13 protein-coding genes and 2 pseudogenes are annotated in these 16,016 nt (G+C 60.2%); 4 read left to right on the top strand and 11 right to left on the bottom strand.

The annotated features are described in order from the left end of the window. Nucleotides 1–115 precede the first annotated feature (115 nt). Genes msrB through msrA form a run of 3 tightly spaced genes read left to right on the top strand, consistent with a single transcriptional unit; the run spans nt 116 to nt 3,176 of the window. Nucleotides 116–634 (top strand): peptide-methionine (R)-S-oxide reductase MsrB, encoded by a 519-nt coding sequence (gene msrB, locus J2X66_RS16030; protein WP_310265973.1) that lies wholly within the window; start codon nt 116–118, stop codon nt 632–634. Nucleotides 635–677: 43 nt separating this feature from the next. Then, on the top strand, nt 678–2,441 hold the full coding sequence (locus tag J2X66_RS16025) for a cytochrome c biogenesis protein DipZ (protein WP_310265970.1): 1,764 nt from the start codon (nt 678–680) through the stop codon (nt 2,439–2,441). A 30-nt stretch (nt 2,442–2,471) separates the two neighbouring features. Further along, complete coding sequence (gene msrA / locus J2X66_RS16020) at nt 2,472–3,176, top strand: peptide-methionine (S)-S-oxide reductase MsrA (RefSeq protein WP_310265969.1); 705 nt, start codon at nt 2,472–2,474, stop codon at nt 3,174–3,176. Nucleotides 3,177–3,196: 20 nt separating this feature from the next. On the opposite strand, the gene J2X66_RS16015 is transcribed toward msrA, so the two are convergent. Continuing rightward, entirely contained in the window at nt 3,197–4,210 is a 1,014-nt protein-coding gene (locus J2X66_RS16015) for a diguanylate cyclase domain-containing protein (RefSeq protein WP_310265966.1), read from the bottom strand. A gap of 74 nt (nt 4,211–4,284) precedes the next feature. After that, nucleotides 4,285–5,190 carry a LysR family transcriptional regulator gene (locus tag J2X66_RS16010; RefSeq protein WP_310265964.1) on the bottom strand — a complete coding sequence of 302 codons (906 nt, stop codon included), beginning with the start codon at nt 5,188–5,190 and terminating at the stop codon, nt 4,285–4,287. Between the two features lie 102 nt (nt 5,191–5,292). On the opposite strand from J2X66_RS16010, the gene J2X66_RS16005 reads away from it, so the two are divergent. After that, entirely contained in the window at nt 5,293–6,468 is a 1,176-nt protein-coding gene (locus J2X66_RS16005) for an aspartate aminotransferase family protein (protein WP_310265962.1), read from the top strand. A 48-nt stretch (nt 6,469–6,516) separates the two neighbouring features. On the opposite strand, the pseudogene J2X66_RS16000 reads toward J2X66_RS16005, so the two are convergent. From J2X66_RS16000 to J2X66_RS15960, 9 genes and pseudogenes are all read right to left on the bottom strand, one after another. Next, nucleotides 6,517–6,645: pseudogene (locus J2X66_RS16000) on the bottom strand (prevent-host-death protein); the annotation flags it as partial. 3 nt (nt 6,646–6,648) lie between these two features. Further along, nucleotides 6,649–7,065 (bottom strand): annotated as a pseudogene (locus J2X66_RS15995) (bleomycin resistance protein); the annotation flags it as partial. 11 nt (nt 7,066–7,076) lie between these two features. Further along, complete coding sequence (locus J2X66_RS15990; protein WP_027922727.1) at nt 7,077–7,574, bottom strand: adenylate kinase; 498 nt, start codon at nt 7,572–7,574, stop codon at nt 7,077–7,079. Between the two features lie 14 nt (nt 7,575–7,588). Further along, on the bottom strand, nt 7,589–9,502 hold the full coding sequence (locus J2X66_RS15985) for an alkaline phosphatase D family protein (RefSeq protein ID WP_310265960.1): 1,914 nt from the start codon (nt 9,500–9,502) through the stop codon (nt 7,589–7,591). Nucleotides 9,503–9,582: 80 nt separating this feature from the next. Next, nucleotides 9,583–9,960 (bottom strand): hypothetical protein, encoded by a 378-nt coding sequence (locus tag J2X66_RS15980; RefSeq protein WP_027922729.1) that lies wholly within the window; start codon nt 9,958–9,960, stop codon nt 9,583–9,585. A gap of 196 nt (nt 9,961–10,156) precedes the next feature. After that, on the bottom strand, nt 10,157–10,378 hold the full coding sequence (locus J2X66_RS15975) for a formate dehydrogenase subunit delta (protein WP_027922730.1): 222 nt from the start codon (nt 10,376–10,378) through the stop codon (nt 10,157–10,159). After that, on the bottom strand, nt 10,375–13,257 hold the full coding sequence (gene fdhF, locus J2X66_RS15970; protein WP_310265957.1) for a formate dehydrogenase subunit alpha: 2,883 nt from the start codon (nt 13,255–13,257) through the stop codon (nt 10,375–10,377). The genes J2X66_RS15975 and fdhF overlap by 4 nt, the downstream gene beginning before the upstream one ends. Then, entirely contained in the window at nt 13,254–14,786 is a 1,533-nt protein-coding gene (locus J2X66_RS15965; RefSeq protein WP_310265955.1) for an NADH-ubiquinone oxidoreductase-F iron-sulfur binding region domain-containing protein, read from the bottom strand. Before J2X66_RS15965 ends, fdhF begins: the two co-directional genes overlap by 4 nt. Next, nucleotides 14,783–15,259, bottom strand: coding sequence for a formate dehydrogenase subunit gamma (locus J2X66_RS15960; protein ID WP_027922733.1), 477 nt, complete (start codon nt 15,257–15,259; stop codon nt 14,783–14,785). The genes J2X66_RS15965 and J2X66_RS15960 overlap by 4 nt, the downstream gene beginning before the upstream one ends. Nucleotides 15,260–16,016 lie beyond the last annotated feature (757 nt).

Raw genomic sequence — 16,016 nt, 5'->3', positions numbered from 1 at the left:
CGGGTTTTCCTCAGTCCGAGTTATCACGAATTGTTTAACTGCTCGTGAGGATTTGGCGATCAACCCAAGCCTAGGCTGTGTTCCTTATCAGGCATCGGGAATTTTGGAGAAGGCCATGTTTTCACGGCGACAGTTTCTTGTAGCGGGCGGCGGGCTGGGCGCTGCAGCCTTGGTGATCGGTGTGTTGCCAAAATTTGCTGCCAGTACCGCACTGGTCAGTGATGCCAGTGCCGCGGAGGTATTCGAGGTGACCCACAGCGACAGCGAATGGCACGCCATGCTCGGTGACGAGCAGTACGAAATCCTGCGTAAGGAGGGCACCGAGCGGGCCTACAGCAGCCCGTTGAACAATGAGCATCGCGAGGGCGTTTTCGCGTGCGCCGGGTGTGATCTGCCGCTGTTCTCTTCCGATACCAAGTTCGACAGTCGCACCGGCTGGCCGAGTTTCTGGGCCCCCCTGGACAAAGCGGTGGCCACTCGTCAGGACCGGTCCTTTGGCGTGTTGCGTGAAGAAGTCCACTGCCGGCGCTGTGGCGGTCATCTGGGGCATGTCTTCGATGACGGGCCCAAGCCTACCGGCCTGCGTTATTGCATGAACGGTCTGGCGCTGACGTTCGAGCCACAGGCGGCTTGATTCATGGGCATTTCCTTTCACTCACTTGATGCAGGTCGACGTTATGTGGCTTTCGGTTCTCGCTTATCTCGGTGGCGTCCTGACGATTGTCAGCCCCTGCATTCTGCCGGTGCTGCCCTTTGTCTTCGCTCGAACCGGGCAGCCGTTTATGAAGAGTGGCTTGCCGCTGTTGGCGGGGATGGCGTTGACCTTCGCCCTGGTCGCCACGTTGGCGGCGGTGGGCGGCGGTTGGGTGGTGCAAGTCAATCAGTACGGTCGCTGGCTCGCGTTGCTGTTCGTTGCACTGTTCGGACTGACGCTGCTGTTGCCACGACTCGCCGAGCGTCTGACTCGGCCACTGGTGGCGGCCGGCAGTCGATTGTCGGAAGCCGCCGGCGCCGATGCCCGGCCGCGTCCCGGCGCTTCGTTCCTGATCGGTGTCGCCACGGGTTTGCTCTGGGCGCCTTGCGCCGGGCCGATTCTGGGCCTGTTGCTGACCGGGGCGGCGCTGCAAGGGGCAAGCATCCAAACCACGCTGTTGCTGCTGGCGTACGCGGCCGGTGCCGCCACGTCGCTCGCCGTGGCACTGCTACTCGGCGGTAAAGTCTTCGCGGCAATGAAGCGCTCGATTGGCGCGGGCGAATGGGTTCGGCGCAGTCTGGGGGCAGCGATGCTGGCGGGTGTCGCCGCGATTGCCCTGGGGTTGGATACCGGGATTCTGGCACGGGTTTCGACCGCGTCCTCCGGCGGGATCGAGCAAGCCCTGGTGGGTCGATTGGCGGGCAAGTCGCCGAACAACAGCGGGGCGATGATGGCCGCGGGTGGCCTGATGAAATCGAGTAACAAGGCGTCGGGCGCGTTGCCGATCGAAGGCCATCTCCCTGCGCTGGATGGCGCGGTGCAATGGCTCAACTCAGCGCCCCTGACTGCGCAGGCCCTGAAGGGCAAAGTTGTGTTGGTGGATTTCTGGACTTACTCCTGCATCAATTGCTTGCGCACCTTGCCGTATGTGAAAGCCTGGGCCGAGAAGTATCGCGATCAGGGATTGGTGGTGATCGGTGTCCACGCCCCCGAATTCGCCTTCGAGCGCGACGTCGGTAATGTGACCAAGGCCATGAAGGACCTTGGCATCAACTACCCGGTGGCCATCGATAACGACTACAAGATCTGGCGTGCCTTCAACAACGAATACTGGCCGGCTCACTACTTTGCCGATGCTCAGGGGCGCATTCGTTATCACCACTTTGGTGAAGGCGAATACGCCGAATCGGAAAGGGTCATCCAACAATTGCTGCGTGAAGCGGGCACGGTGAACGTCGCGGACGGTTTGATCAACGCTGAGGCGACAGGGGTTCAACTCGCGTCGGACATGAGCGAAGTGCAATCACCGGAAACCTATGTCGGTTTCCAGCGGACGGAGCATTTCGTCCCTGAAACCGGCCTTGTGCCTGACAAAGTGGCCGCGTACAGCCCTCCCGCCGAGCTGGCACTCAACGACTGGAGCCTGGACGGAAAGTGGAATGTCGGTTCAGAGCGTGCGACTTCCAGTGCGCCAGCCAGTCGCATTGTTTATCGCTTCCATGCCCGTGATCTGCACCTGGTGCTCGGCCCCGGTGCCGACGGTAAACCGGTGCGATTCAAAGTGCTCATTGACGGCAAAGCCCCAGGCGATGCCCACGGCACCGATGTGGCACCCGATGGCAGCGGCAGCGTGAATTCACAGCGTTTGTATCAATTGGTACGCCAGAGCGGCAGCGTGACCGACCGCACGTTCAGCATCGAGTTTCTCGATCCGGGTGTTTCGGCGTACGCGTTTACGTTCGGTTGAAGTCATTTCATTTGTTGAGGAGTCTGCTCCATGAAAACCCTGTTCACCTGGCGCCGCACCCTGTTGGGAATGGCCGCTGCCGGCATTATCAGTCAGTGCTCGGCGTTCTCGTTCGGAGCCGAAGAAGCCGTCGTCATCCCTCCGCCGGCGCTGGATGAAACGACCCAGGCCCACAGCGAAAAAGTGGTGTTTGCCGGCGGGTGTTTTTGGGGCGTCCAAGGCGTTTTTCAGCACGTTAAAGGGGTGAAGAAAGCGGTTTCCGGTTACGCCGGCGGTGCGGCCAACACCGCCCAATATGAACGGGTCAGCGAGGGCGATACCGGCCACGCGGAGTCCGTCGAGGTCACGTTCGACCCGACTCAGGTCAGTTACGGGACGCTGCTGCAGATCTATTTTTCGGTGGCCCACAACCCCACCGAACTGAACCGCCAAGGCCCCGACAGCGGCACTCAATACCGATCGGCGATTTTCACTGAGAACACCGAACAGCAACGCGTCGCCCAGGCTTACATTGCCCAGCTAGACGCTGCTCATTTGTTCAACAAACCTATAGTGACCAAGCTGGAAACCTACAACGCCTTCTACCCGGCGGAGGAGGAGCACCAGGATTTTCTGACCGAGCACCCGACCTATCCGTACATCGTGATCAACGATCTACCGAAAGTGGCGCAGTTGAAGCAGTTGTACCCCGATCGTTATCAGGAGAAGCCGGTGTTGGTGAAGGCGGGGATGTGAGTGGAAGCGATAACGGGGGGTTACCCCGAAATCATATTCTTGCCCGACACCTTCGACCGATAAAGCGCCTGATCAGCCCGAGCCAGCAACCCGGTCTGCTGTTCTTCCTCAAAGCGCTGGACCACGCCGAAACTCATGGTCACTTGAAACGCGCCCACCGGTGGCAGGCGCGACAGGCCATCGCGGATTTTCTCGGCCAGGATTCTGGCGTCAGCCAACGGGGTATCGGGAAGGATCATGATGAACTCGTCACCGCCCCATCGCGCCAGCAGATCGCCTTCGCGCACGAAGTGCTTCACGCCCTCGACCACCTGCACGATGGCGGCATCACCCAAGGCATGGCCGTAGTGATCGTTAATGATCTTGAAATCGTCGATGTCCATGGCGATCAGGGACAGGGGACGTCGAAAGCGCTGGGCGCGTTCGCATGCCTGAGGCAGGCTTTTTTCCATCAGGTAGCGATTGGCGATGGACGTGAGTGTGTCGGTTTCCGCGAGTTTGCGGTTCTCTTCGAGTTGAATCTGCAGCTGCTGATTGACCCGGGACAATTCCCGAGTGCGCTCTTCAACGATGGCTTCAAGGGAATGAGCGCGTCGTTCCAGTTCCTCGAGCAGACGTCGTTTGTCGTCGATGCTGCGATGCGCGCCGACCATCCGCGCCACCGTGCCGTCGGCATTGCGGGCCACCACATAGCCGCGGTCTTCGATCCAGGTGTAGCTGCCGTCGAGCATGCGGCAGCGATATTCGGCTTGATAGGTGGGGGCGCGCTGTTTCAGGTAGTCATCAAACACGGCCATGACGCGGGGGTAATCGTCAGGGTGGATGAGGTTTTCCCAGGTCAACGCGGTGTTGTCCAAGGAATGAGGCTCATAGCCGAGCATCTTGTACCAACCAGGGTTGCGGTAAACAAAACCGGTGTTGGCGTTCCAGTCCCAAATGCCATCGCTGACCAGCTCCAGAATGGTGTGGAGCAGGTCTTCGCTAAAATCTGACACATTGAATTTCAACGGCGTGATATTTGATGCTTCCCCCATCACCGCTCTCCCTGACGCACAGATATCGATTGATTCGCCTGGCGTCGAGATTAGTTCATGGCGCATTGCCACGGCTAGTGTTTGCCCCACAACTGCATGGCAAAGTCGACGAAGTGGCGTAGTTTCGGCAGCCGGTAGCGATCCTGGGCGTACACCAGGTGCATGGGCCGGCTCGGCAGTTGATAGTTCTGCATCAATGCCACCAGTTTTCCGTTGAGCAGGTCTTGTTCCACCAGTGCATCGGGCAACATCACGATGCCCATTCCGGTTCGGGCCGCCTGATGCAACCCCGCCGAACTGTTGATCAACATCGGACCACTGACGGCCACCATCACTTCGCCTTCCGGTCCGCTCAGGCGCCACTGTTTTTCGACCGATTGCCAGTCGTCTCCGACCGGGTAGGCAAAGGACAAGCAGTCGTGATGTTGCAGGTCTTCGGGTTTTTCCGGCGTTGATCGGCGTGCCAGGTACTCCGGTGATGCGCACATGGTCAGGGTGTAGTCGGTCAGCGGCCGGGCGATCAGGTTCGATGGGTCAATGGTGCCCAGGCGAAACGCCACATCAAGGCCGTTTTCGAGCAGGTCAGGGCGCCCGTTGGTGAGCACCACGTCCAGTTTGACCTGCGGACATTGAAGCGAAAATTCGCTGAGCGCAGGCGCGAGTCTTTCCGTGCCGAAGGTCAGTGGTGCCGTGATGCGCAAAGTGCCACTGGGCGCGTCCTGACTCTGTTCGGCCAGGCGTTCGGAATCGGCGACCAATCCCAATACTTCAAGGCAGCGCTGGTAATAGGCCGAGCCGAATTCCGTCAGGCGCTGGCGCCGTGTCGTGCGGTTGAGCAGGCGTACACCCAGGCGTTGCTCCAGTGCCCGCAGGTGATTGCCGACCATGGTCGTGGACATTTCACACTGCTGCGCGGCGGCGGTCATGCTGCCGGCTTCCACTACGCGTACGTAAACGGTCATTGCCTGGAACAAATCCATTATCAAGCCCGGCTTTAAGATGATTGAAGTATTGCAGCGTTTATCCAGCTCAGGTGGCTAACCATACTGCAAAAACACCGACCATTGATGGAGCTTGATGCCATGACCGCCGCCTGCCTGATGAGCACTTACCAACCGCTGGCCCTGAGTTTCAGCAAAGGGGTGGGCACGCGCCTTTGGGATGACGCGGGTCGTGAATACCTGGACGCCGTGGCGGGCGTGGCGGTGACCAACGTTGGCCACTCCCATCCTCGAATCGTCTCGGCGATCACTGAGCAAGCCGGTTTGCTGTTGCACACGTCCAACCTCTACAGCATCAATTGGCAACAACGGTTGGCGCAACGGCTGACAACGTTGTCCGGCATGGAGCGGGCGTTCTTCAACAACTCCGGTGCCGAAGCCAACGAAACCGCGCTGAAACTCGCACGGCTTTATGGCTGGCACAAAGGCGTCGAGCAACCGCTGGTGGTGGTCATGGAAAACGCTTTTCATGGTCGGACGCTGGGCACATTATCCGCCAGCGATGGCCCGGCTGTGCGCTTGGGGTTCAATGAGTTGCCGGGGGATTTCGTCAAAGTACCGTTCGGAGATCTCAGTGCACTGGATGCCGTTCAGCAAGCCCACGGCCAACGAATCGTGGCGATCCTGATGGAGCCGATCCAGGGCGAAAGCGGTGTGCAGCTGGCGCCGCCGGGCTATCTCAAAGCGGTGCGCGAACTCTGCAACAAGCGCTCGTGGCTAATGATGCTCGACGAAATCCAGACCGGCATCGGTCGCACCGGACAATGGTTCGCGTTCCAGCACGAGGGTATTGTTCCGGACGTCATGACCTTGGCCAAAGGGCTGGGCAACGGCATCCCCATCGGTGCCTGCCTGGCCCGGGGCAAAGCCGCCGATTTGTTCACTCCGGGCAGCCATGGCAGCACGTTTGGTGGCAATCCACTGGCCTGCCGTGTGGGTTGCACCGTGCTGGACATCATCGAAGAACAAGGTCTTCTGGACAACGCCAGGCTTCAGGGCGAACGTCTGCTCGCCAGATTACGCAGCGAATTGGCGGACAATCCGAACGTCCTGGCAATCCGTGGTCAAGGCTTGATGGTCGGCATCGAACTCAAGCAACCGATCCGCGACCTGACCCTGATCGCCGCGCGCGATCACGGTTTGCTGATCAATGTGACACGCGGGAAAACCATTCGCTTGCTGCCGCCGTTGACGATTGATGAGCGGGAAGTGGAGATGGTTGTCAGAGGCGTTTGTCGGGCCGTGACCATTGCCTGACACACGTTCCCGATCGTTCCCGCGCTCTGCGTGGGAACGATCAAATGTTCACTCTTCTATAAGTTTTCCGGCGTTAGTCTTCCCCGCGCGCAGGCTACCAATCGATTTGATCAGGCGTTCTGCGTTAGCAGGAGAGCGTAGTAGATAGGCCGTCTCCTCGGCAGCAGACAGATCTGAATACGGCCGCTCCCCCAAGCTTTCCACCAACCGAACCAGATACCCATCTGGATCCTGCACCAGAAATTCGCGTTGCCCGACCTCCACCGCATCGGCGCGATACCAGACATCGGCGCACGGGCGAAACAGTGGCCATTCGACTTCCGACAATCGCTCAAGTATCGGTTCGACGAGATCGACGGTGATCTGAAAGTTGATACCTCGACCAAACGGTGCTTCCAATGCGCCCGTCATCCACTGGCCGTCATCCGGAGCATATTGCTCCAGCATGATCTGTGCGCCGTTGTTATCGAGGTAGGCGAAACCCGCTTCCGGGCGTTCGTAAGCAATCTTGAAACCGATCAATGAGGTCCAGAAATGAAGGCTGTTCTTGAGGTCGATGACCATCAGTTCGGGGACCAACTTGCTCCGTGCAAACATACCTATCCTTGTTAAACCGTGTGGGAGGATTTGGCGAAAGCGCTGATCTCGCCTCGATCCATGAGTTTGATTTTTGAGCCCGTGAACGTTGCGAACAATTGCCGGTGTACGGTAAACCCACTGGCGTCTTCGCGCATCCGATAACTGGCGGCCCATTCGACCAACGCTATCAGCAACTCGTCATTGTCCGGTCTATGTTCTCGTTGACGAATATTGGCCACACAGCTGTCGTCATCCACACACAACCAGATCAGCGCCGTTGCCCTGTGGATAAGTTCTCTGACAATCCAGCCATAAACACCTTCGATCACCCACTGATCTTCAGCGGCCGCCACCCGCGCTATGTCCAGTGCCGCGGCATATGGGCGGGCGATGCTGTGTTCGTCCGACACCCAGTAAATCAGGTCGAGATCGATCCATGGCACCTTGAGTTGTGCGGCCAATCGTTCCGCCAGCCAGCTTTTGCCGGCGCCGGAGTTGCCGATGATCAGCGTGCGGGTGAGGTTCATGGTGACTCGCCGTTTCAGTCGTCATGTTCAGGCGCAACCATCCGGGTCTTGGGCGAGCCGTTTGAGTTGTGCTGATAAATAGCCTGGGGTTGCCCTTTATCATTGAAGTACACCTGGCCGATACCCGCCGAGTTCCATAACCGTTCTCCGGCCTCGGCGTGTTCGGGGATGTGCGGGACGATGCGCATGCGTCGGCGTTTGGTCAGCCAGTTCAGGGGCGAGCGCGGCGAGTAGAGCCAGCGATTGAGGCGGTCGAACCATTCGAGCAGCCTCGGTGGGAATTCATTCTTGATGCCACTGCTGGTGATCTGCCAGATTTTCGGGCCGGCCTTACGGTGCCGGATCAGCACTTCGTAGACGAAGGAATAATGCACATCACCGGACAGCACCACGTAGTTACCCGGTGTGCGCGAGTGTCGGAAGATGTTCAGGATCACTTGCGCCGCGCCGCGATGGGCCATCCAGTTTTCGGCGTCCACCAGCAGGGGATAACCGAACCAGCTGAAGACTTTCTGTACGGTTTCGATCAGTTTGACGCCGAAGATCGGCGCGGGTGACACGATGATCGCCGACGGATGATCGAGCAGTTCCTGTTGCAGCTCGCTGAGGGCTTCCCAGTCGAGCAGGCCCGACGGTTGCTTGAGGTTCATCTCGCTGCGCCAGCGCCGGGTGCGGGTGTCGATCACCACCAGGGCGGGCGTGGTGGGCAGCACGTAATGCCACTGCTGAAAGCTCAACAGCGCATCGATCAAGTCATCCTGCACCGGACTGTCGAGGTAACGGTCGGCCCCGGTGACGCTGAGCAAACGGGTTTTTTCCAGCACATCGCTGAACGCGTCGGGGTTATTGCCCCAACCCTGGCACAGCATGTAGGCGATCAAGGCGTTGCCGATGATGCGCTTGGAGAACGGATGGCCGTATGCCGTTTCCTCCCATTGCGCGGAAAGGTTCCAATCGTCGGTGATGTCATGGTCATCGAAAATCATCAGGCACGGCAGATGCGCCATGGCCCGAGCGACGCCGCCCAGACCGGCCTTGAAGCCATCGATATGGGTCTGTTCAGCGGCATAACGCTTGCGTCTTTCAGGCGTCAGCGCAGGCGGTTGCGGGGCGATCAATGTCCACGGCGTCGGCGACCAGACCAGCAGGTACATGGCCATCACTTCAGCGAACGTCATCAGGTGATTGTCGGCACTGCTGCTGGTGAAGATCGGCTTGCGCGCGCCGCCGAAAAATCGATCACGCAGGGTTTCATTGCTCTTGAGCGCCGGTAACAAATCCGCACGGTGGTAGTAGCTGGCCGGGTGCTCATAAAGCTTGGCGCTGTCGTTGACTACGGCGCCTTCGAGGTGTTCTTGGAACAGGCCCAACCGCTCGATCAGGGCGTGAATCGCCCGCAACATTGGTCCCGCCACATCGTCGGCGTAGACCTGATCGCCGGTCATCATCAACAGCGCCGGGCGCTGCGATGCGTCATGTTCCTTGGCCAATAGACCGTCGACACAGAGCAAGCCATCGGTGGCCGGGTGATGGGGTTTACGGCAGGAGCCATGCAGTAATTGATCGATGCGCGAGCGCAGGACGAAGTTCGGGTTGCGCGCTTCACCGTAGAGCAAATGCGGGGCCCACTCAGCGATGCCCGTCCCGTCGATCAACAGGTCGTATTCGATCACGGTGTCGCAGGGCAGGGCGGTCGCCAGCGGCACATCGATCAAGTGAATAAACGCGTGAGTACCGATCGGGATGACGGTGCACTGTCCGGCATCCAGTCGGATGTCGTGATCTTGCAGGCGCAGCGTCAGCGACAGCGGCCGGGAGCCCACGAGCCACATGACCAGCCGTGCAGGTTCCAGTCGTCGCAACAACGGGCCGACCAGCACCGGTGGCAGAGAGTGGCATTCGTCAGGCAATGGCAGAGATACGGACATCCGGGTTCAAGGCTCTTGGCGCACAGGTCGGCGATGATAACGCAGAGTTCTGGCTGCCCTTCATCAATTGCCCGAGAGAGTCACTTGAGGGGAAAGATCGTGACCGACACCACCAGCGCAACCAGTGCGGCCACCAGGCTGCACGCTGCCGCAGCAAAATGTCGATAAGCGGGGGATTGTTCCTGGTTGCACTTGGTGAATACCAAGAGCCAGGTCCCGATCAGAGTGCCCATAAATGCCATCAGCGTATAAAGCGCAAAGGCCGGGGCTCGCGAGACGGGGGCGTCCGGGGTTAACCAGCTCGAGCAAAGAATCAGCACCGCAGTCCCGACAATGAAACTGGCCACGGCACCCGAGAGGTTCGCCAGCCAGATATTCAAAGGGCCACGGCTCTTCACAACCCAAATCCACATCCCTGCTGATGCAGCGAAGAACATCAACATACTGATTAACTGCATTCCATCTTCCCTGTTAACAACGTCGTGGGTCTTTGTTGAGGTGAGGCGATGGCAGGCACGATATCAAATCAGTGGCTCTGAGCTGAAGGAGGTTGTGGGTTTATATCGATTTGATTGAGTCGCAGCGCGAATCCAATGTAATGAGGGAGCAAGCTCCCTCACCACAAGTTGGGTGATCTTCAAGGTCAATCCAGACCTATGCCGCCCAGCCTGCCCCACTGACGGCTGCCTGCGCCAGTGGGTGCATGTCGGCCCCTTGATGCTCCGTCTGCCAGGCCAGCAATTCCTTGCGCATGCCGGGCGTCCAATACATCTGCAGGTGATTGCGCACGCCGAGCACGGCCGCTTGCTGATCCGGTTCGGTGGCGAAGTACTGGGCGATCTGGTTGGCCATCTTGATCAGGTTTTCAGTGCTCATCGGCGCACCTCCGCTTTAGCGCCACGGGCATGCCGGCGTTCCTTGAGCAAACGGTCCTGTTCATCACTGAAGGCCTGATAGCGTTTTTGCCACTCGGAAGGGTGGTAGACGCGGCTGACCTCCACGGCGGTGACCTTGTACTCCGGACAGTTGGTGGCCCAGTCGGAGTTGTCGGTAGTGATCACGTTGGCCCCCGATTCCGGGAAGTGGAACGTGGTGTACACCACGCCCGGCGCGACCCGTTCGGTGACCCGCGCACGCAGCACGGTCTGACCGGCGCGGCTGCCGATGCCGACCCAGTCACCTTCGTTGATGCCACGGCTTTCGGCGTCGGTCGGGTGGATTTCCAGACGGTCCTCGTCGTGCCAGGCGACGTTTTCGGTACGCCGGGTCTGAGCACCGACGTTGTACTGGCTGAGGATGCGTCCGGTGGTCAGCAGCAGCGGATAGCGATTGTTGACCTTCTCCTCGGTGGGCACGTAGCCGGTGAGCATGAAGCGCCCCTTGCCGCGCACGAATTCCTCGATGTGCATGGTCGGCGTGCCGTCCGGTGCTGCGGCGTTGCACGGCCATTGCAGGCTGCCGTGGCGATCCAGTTCGGCGTAGCTGACGTTGGTGAAGGTCGGCGTCAGGCTGGCGATTTCATCCATGATTTGCGATGGGTGCGTGTAGTTCATCGGGTAGCCCAAGGCATTAGCCAAAGCCACCGTGCCTTCCCAATCAGCCTTGCCGCCCAGCGGATCCATGACCTTGCGCACCCGGGAGATACGTCGCTCGGCGTTGGTGAAGGTGCCGTCTTTTTCCAGGAACGAACTGCCCGGCAGGAACACGTGGGCGAATCTGGCGGTTTCGTTGAGGAAAATATCCTGCACCACGATGCATTCCATGGCGGACAGGGCTGCGGTGACGTGCTGGGTATTCGGGTCGCTCTGGGCGATGTCTTCACCTTGGCAATACAAGCCCTTGAAGCTGCCGCTCAACGCCGCCTCGAACATGTTGGGAATGCGCAGGCCCGGGTCGGGTTGCAGGGTGACATTCCAGGCTTGTTCGAATTCTGCGCGAACGACCTCGTTGGAGATGTGGCGGTAACCGGGCAGTTCGTGGGGGAAGGAGCCCATGTCGCAGGAACCCTGAACGTTGTTCTGCCCCCGCAGCGGGTTCACGCCCACGCCTTCGCGGCCGATGTTGCCGGTGACCATGGCCAGGTTGGCGATGCCCATGACCGCAGTGCTGCCTTGGCTGTGTTCGGTGACGCCGAGGCCGTAGTAGATCGCCGCGTTGCCGCCAGTGGCATACAAACGGGCGGCGGCACGGATGTCGGCAGCGTCTACGCCGCAGATAGCGGCCAGCACTTCCGGCGAGTTTTCTGCGCGGCTGACGAACTCGCTCCAGCGAGCGAAATCGCTGCCCTCGCAACGGGCGTCGATAAAGGCTTGATCGAGCAAGCCTTCGGTGACGATGACGTGGGCCAAGGCGTTGAGCATCGCGACGTTGGTGCCCGGACGCAGGGCCAGGTGCAGTTCGGCGCGGGCATGCACCGAGTCCACCAGATCAATGCGGCGTGGGTCGATGACGATCAATCGCGCGCCTTCACGCAGGCGACGTTTGAGCTGGGAGGCGAACACCGGGTGGGCGTCGCTGGGGTTGGCGCCCATTACCAGAATCACGTCGGCCTGCATCACCGAGTCGAAACTCTGGGTGCCGGCGGACTCGCCCAGGGTTTGTTTCAGGCCATAACCGGTCGGTGAATGGCAGACCCGCGCACAGGTGTCGACGTTGTTGTTGCCGAAGGCGGCGCGCACCAGTTTTTGCACCAGGTAGGTTTCTTCGTTGGTGCAGCGGCTGGAGGTGATGCCACCAATGGAGTCGCGGCCGTATTTTTGCTGCAACCGGCGGAATTCGCTGGCGGCGTAGGTCACCGCTTCATCCCAGCTGACTTCCTGCCACGGGTCGTTGATGTGTTTACGGATCATCGGCGTGGTGATGCGATCCGGGTGGGTGGCGTAGCCCCAGGCAAAGCGCCCTTTGACGCAAGAGTGGCCGTGGTTGGCCTGACCGTTCTTGTCCGGAACCATGCGCACCAGTTGATCGCCTTTCATCTCGGCGCGGAACGAGCAGCCCACGCCGCAATAGGCACACGTGGTGATCACGCTGCGTTCGGGCTGACCCAGTTCGACCACGCTTTTTTCCATCAGCGTCGCGGTAGGGCAGGCTTGCACACAGGCGCCGCAGGACACACATTCCGACTCAAGGAAATTCTCGCCACCTGCGGCCGCGACCCGGGATTCGAAACCGCGTCCGGTGATGGTCAGGGCAAACGTGCCCTGGGTTTCTTCGCAGGCACGCACGCAGCGGTTGCAGACGATGCACTTGCTCGGGTCGTAGTCGAAGTACGGGTTGGAGGTATCCTTCACGTCGGCCAGATGGTTATCGCCTTCATAGCCGTAACGCACTTCCCGCAGGCCGACCTGACCGGCGACAGTTTGCAGTTCGCAGTTGCCGTTAGCCGAGCAGGTCAGGCAGTCCAGCGGGTGATCGGAGATGTACAACTCCATGACGTTGCGCCGCAGGGTCGCGAGTTTTGGTGTCTGGGTGTGCACGCTCATGCCTTCGCTGACCGGCGTGGTACAGGACGCCGGATAACCGCGCATGCCGTCGATCTCCACCAGGCACATGCGGCAGGAGCCGAAGGCTTCCAGGCTGTCGGTGGCACAGAGTTTCGGAATGGTGGTGCCCAGCAGCGCGGCGGCACGCATCACCGAAGTGCCTTCGGGCACGCTGATGCTGCGGCCGTCGATGCTCAGGGTGACTTGCACCTCGCTTTCACGGGCAGGAGTGCCGAGGTCGATATCGGTGTTCGGGTCGAAGAGAGTGATCATTGCTCGGCCTCCGAGGGCTGCAAGCCGAAGTCGGCGGGGAAGTGCTTGAGGGCGCTGGCAACCGGGAAGGAAACCATGCCGCCCAACGCGCACAGCGAACCGTATTGCAGGGTGTCGCACAGGTCCTTGAGGATGATCACCTGCTCATCGCGACCCTTCTGGTCAGGCGCTGCCAGCAAGCGGTCGATCACCTCCACGCCACGGGTCGAGCCGATGCGGCAAGGGGTGCATTTTCCACAGGATTCCTCGGCGCAGAACTCCATCGCGAAACGCGCCATGTGGGCCATGTCCAAAGTGTCGTCCGCCACCACCACACCACCGTGACCGAGCATCGCGCCGATGGCGGCGAAGGCTTCGTAATCCAGCGGCGTGTCGAATTGCGATGGCGGCACCCAGGCGCCGAGCGGGCCGCCCACCTGCGCAGCCTTCAACGGCCGGCCACTGGCGGTGCCGCCGCCGTAATCTTCCACCAACTCCCGCAGCGTCAGGCCAAAGGCCCGTTCCACCAAACCGCCGCGACGAATGTTGCCTGCCAGTTGGAAAGGCATCGTGCCGAGTGAACGGCCCATGCCGTAATCGCGATAGAACTGCGCACCCTTGGCCAGAATCAGCGGCACCGAGGCCAGGGTCAGCACGTTGTGCACCAGCGTCGGCAGGCCGAAAAGCCCCTTCAAGGCAGGAATCGGTGGCTTGGCGCGGACGATCCCGCGTTTGCCTTCGAGGGAGTCCAGCAGCGCGGTTTCTTCACCGCAGATGTAAGCGCCGGCCCCGACACGCACTTCCATATCGAAGGCCAAACCACTGCCGCCGACATTGGCGCCGAGGTAACCGTTGGTCCGGGCAATCTCCAGCGCTTCATTCAGCGTGGCGACGGCCTGTGGATATTCCGAGCGGACATAGATGTAGCCGTAAGTGGCACCGACGGTGATGCCAGCAATGGCCATGCCTTCGATCAGCAGGAAAGGGTCGCCTTCCATCAACATACGGTCGGCGAACGTGCCGGAGTCGCCTTCGTCGGCGTTGCACACGATGTATTTCTGCACCGCTTGGGTGGCGCGCACCGTGCGCCATTTGATCCCGGCGGGGAAGGCGGCGCCGCCACGGCCACGCAAGCCCGAATCGAACACCGCGGTCGCGGTTTCATCACCGCCAATAGTGACGGCCCTGGTTAAACCCTCGAAACCGCCATGGGCCCGGTAGTCGTCCAGCGACAACGGCCGGGTGATGCCGGCGCGGGCGAACAGCAAACGTTGTTGAGACTTCAGATACGGCAATTCTTCCACCAGGCCCAAGGCCAGTGGGTGCGAGGACGGGTCGCCTTCCAGCGCATCGAGCACGGACAGCACATCGCTAGCGGTCAGCGGGCCAAAACCGATACGGCCTTGCGGGGTGTCCACTTCCAGCAAGGGTTCTAGCCAATACAGGCCGCGAGAGCTGGTGCGTTGCAGGTCCTGGCTGGCAAGGGCAGACGCCACCGCATCGGCACCCACGGCACGGGCCAGGGAATCACAGGATAGATAGAGGCTCATACGTCCTCCCGGCAAGCGTCAAGCAATGCATCCAGACGCTCGGCACTGAGCCGCGCATGCACCTGACCATCCAGCTCCAGTGCCGGCGAACAAGCGCAGGCACCGAGGCAATACACCGGACGCAAACTGATGCTGCCGTCGGCGCTGCTGCCGTGATCGTCCAGTTGCAGGCGATCACGCAACTGCGCGGCCAACTGCTCGGCACCACGACTCTTGCAGGACTCCGCCCGACACAGCCGCAGGATATGCCGGGCCGGAGGCGCGGTGCGGAAGTCATGGTAGAAGCTGATCACGCCGCGAATCTCGGCCTGACTCTGATTGAGGGCGTGGGCAATCTCGGGGATGGCGGCATCGGGGATGTAACCGATACCGGCCTGAATCTCATGAAGGATGGGCAACAGTGCACCCGCAGAGCCCTTGTGGCGCTCCAGCACGCTGTTGACCATAGGCAATTGCAACATCTCATCAGGCATACAGCATTCCTCACGGTCACGGACAAACCAGGCGGTTGTCGGTCGTCCGAAAGTGTCGGCTGCGGCATTCACACCACGTCACGGTATCGTGGCATTGTCAGGCCGTTGGCCAGGGCACCCTGAGCGGGCATCTTGTTGTGCCCGGCACGGTCTTCGCCGCACCTCTACTGGGCATAAAGGGCAGCTTGCCACGCTGCTATTGATCGAACTGCACCAAAGCGACGTGTTCGGTTCTGCCTACGACTCTCCATTAAGTCTAGATGAGAGCCGCGCGGGGCGTTTACTCACCGGCCTAATGCCCTGAGGGCTTGTCGATGGGGGATGTATAGCAAGCATCGCAGGTGAGAAACAGCATCAGATTCGTGGGCAATTCAGGGAGCAGATGCGTTGATCTATCCCGCTATAACCGAAAGCCTTCCACCATGAGCCGAATAACAAAAAGCCCCGAAAAACCTCGAGGCAAATCCAAAATCCCAACCACCCCACAAAACCCCTGTGGGAGCCAGCCTGCTGGCGATAGCGCCAGCCCAGCCAACATCAATGCTGGAAGCTAGCCACACCCTCTCAGCCATCGCCGCCATCCGCTTGGGTTTAGGCACAAACCAGTGTTTTACGTGACGTCGACGTTGACATAGCCATCCGTCTTCGACAGCATCAATCCCAATCGCGCCCGATCCTCTGGTGCTGGCTTAGTCCGGCATTACGTTCGGGCCTTCTTGTTTATGGAACATGGAAGTTGCCTAAACCAACTCTTCCA

This window comes from Pseudomonas sp. 3296 (assembly GCF_031456615.1).
Taxonomy (GTDB): Bacteria; Pseudomonadota; Gammaproteobacteria; order Pseudomonadales; family Pseudomonadaceae; genus Aquipseudomonas; species Aquipseudomonas mucoides.
The sequence above is the reverse complement of the archived record's forward strand: the minus strand, read 5'-3'. Positions and strand labels throughout refer to the sequence as shown.

Bases quoted from the DNA above. Each gene is read 5' to 3' on its own strand.
- J2X66_RS15965 (WP_310265955.1), bottom strand. From the start codon at position 14,786: ATGAGCCTCTATCTATCCTGTGATTCCCTGGCCCGTGCCGTGGGTGCC.
- J2X66_RS15985 (WP_310265960.1), bottom strand. From the start codon at position 9,502: ATGTCCGTATCTCTGCCATTGCCTGACGAATGCCACTCTCTGCCACCG.
- J2X66_RS15980 (WP_027922729.1), bottom strand. From the start codon at position 9,960: ATGCAGTTAATCAGTATGTTGATGTTCTTCGCTGCATCAGCAGGGATG.
- fdhF (WP_310265957.1), bottom strand. From the start codon at position 13,257: ATGATCACTCTCTTCGACCCGAACACCGATATCGACCTCGGCACTCCT.
- J2X66_RS16005 (WP_310265962.1), top strand. From the start codon at position 5,293: ATGACCGCCGCCTGCCTGATGAGCACTTACCAACCGCTGGCCCTGAGT.
- J2X66_RS16010 (WP_310265964.1), bottom strand. From the start codon at position 5,190: ATGGATTTGTTCCAGGCAATGACCGTTTACGTACGCGTAGTGGAAGCC.
- J2X66_RS15990 (WP_027922727.1), bottom strand. From the start codon at position 7,574: ATGAACCTCACCCGCACGCTGATCATCGGCAACTCCGGCGCCGGCAAA.
- msrA (WP_310265969.1), top strand. From the start codon at position 2,472: ATGAAAACCCTGTTCACCTGGCGCCGCACCCTGTTGGGAATGGCCGCT.
- J2X66_RS15975 (WP_027922730.1), bottom strand. From the start codon at position 10,378: ATGAGCACTGAAAACCTGATCAAGATGGCCAACCAGATCGCCCAGTAC.
- J2X66_RS15960 (WP_027922733.1), bottom strand. From the start codon at position 15,259: ATGCCTGATGAGATGTTGCAATTGCCTATGGTCAACAGCGTGCTGGAG.
- msrB (WP_310265973.1), top strand. From the start codon at position 116: ATGTTTTCACGGCGACAGTTTCTTGTAGCGGGCGGCGGGCTGGGCGCT.
- J2X66_RS16015 (WP_310265966.1), bottom strand. From the start codon at position 4,210: ATGGGGGAAGCATCAAATATCACGCCGTTGAAATTCAATGTGTCAGAT.
- J2X66_RS16025 (WP_310265970.1), top strand. From the start codon at position 678: ATGTGGCTTTCGGTTCTCGCTTATCTCGGTGGCGTCCTGACGATTGTC.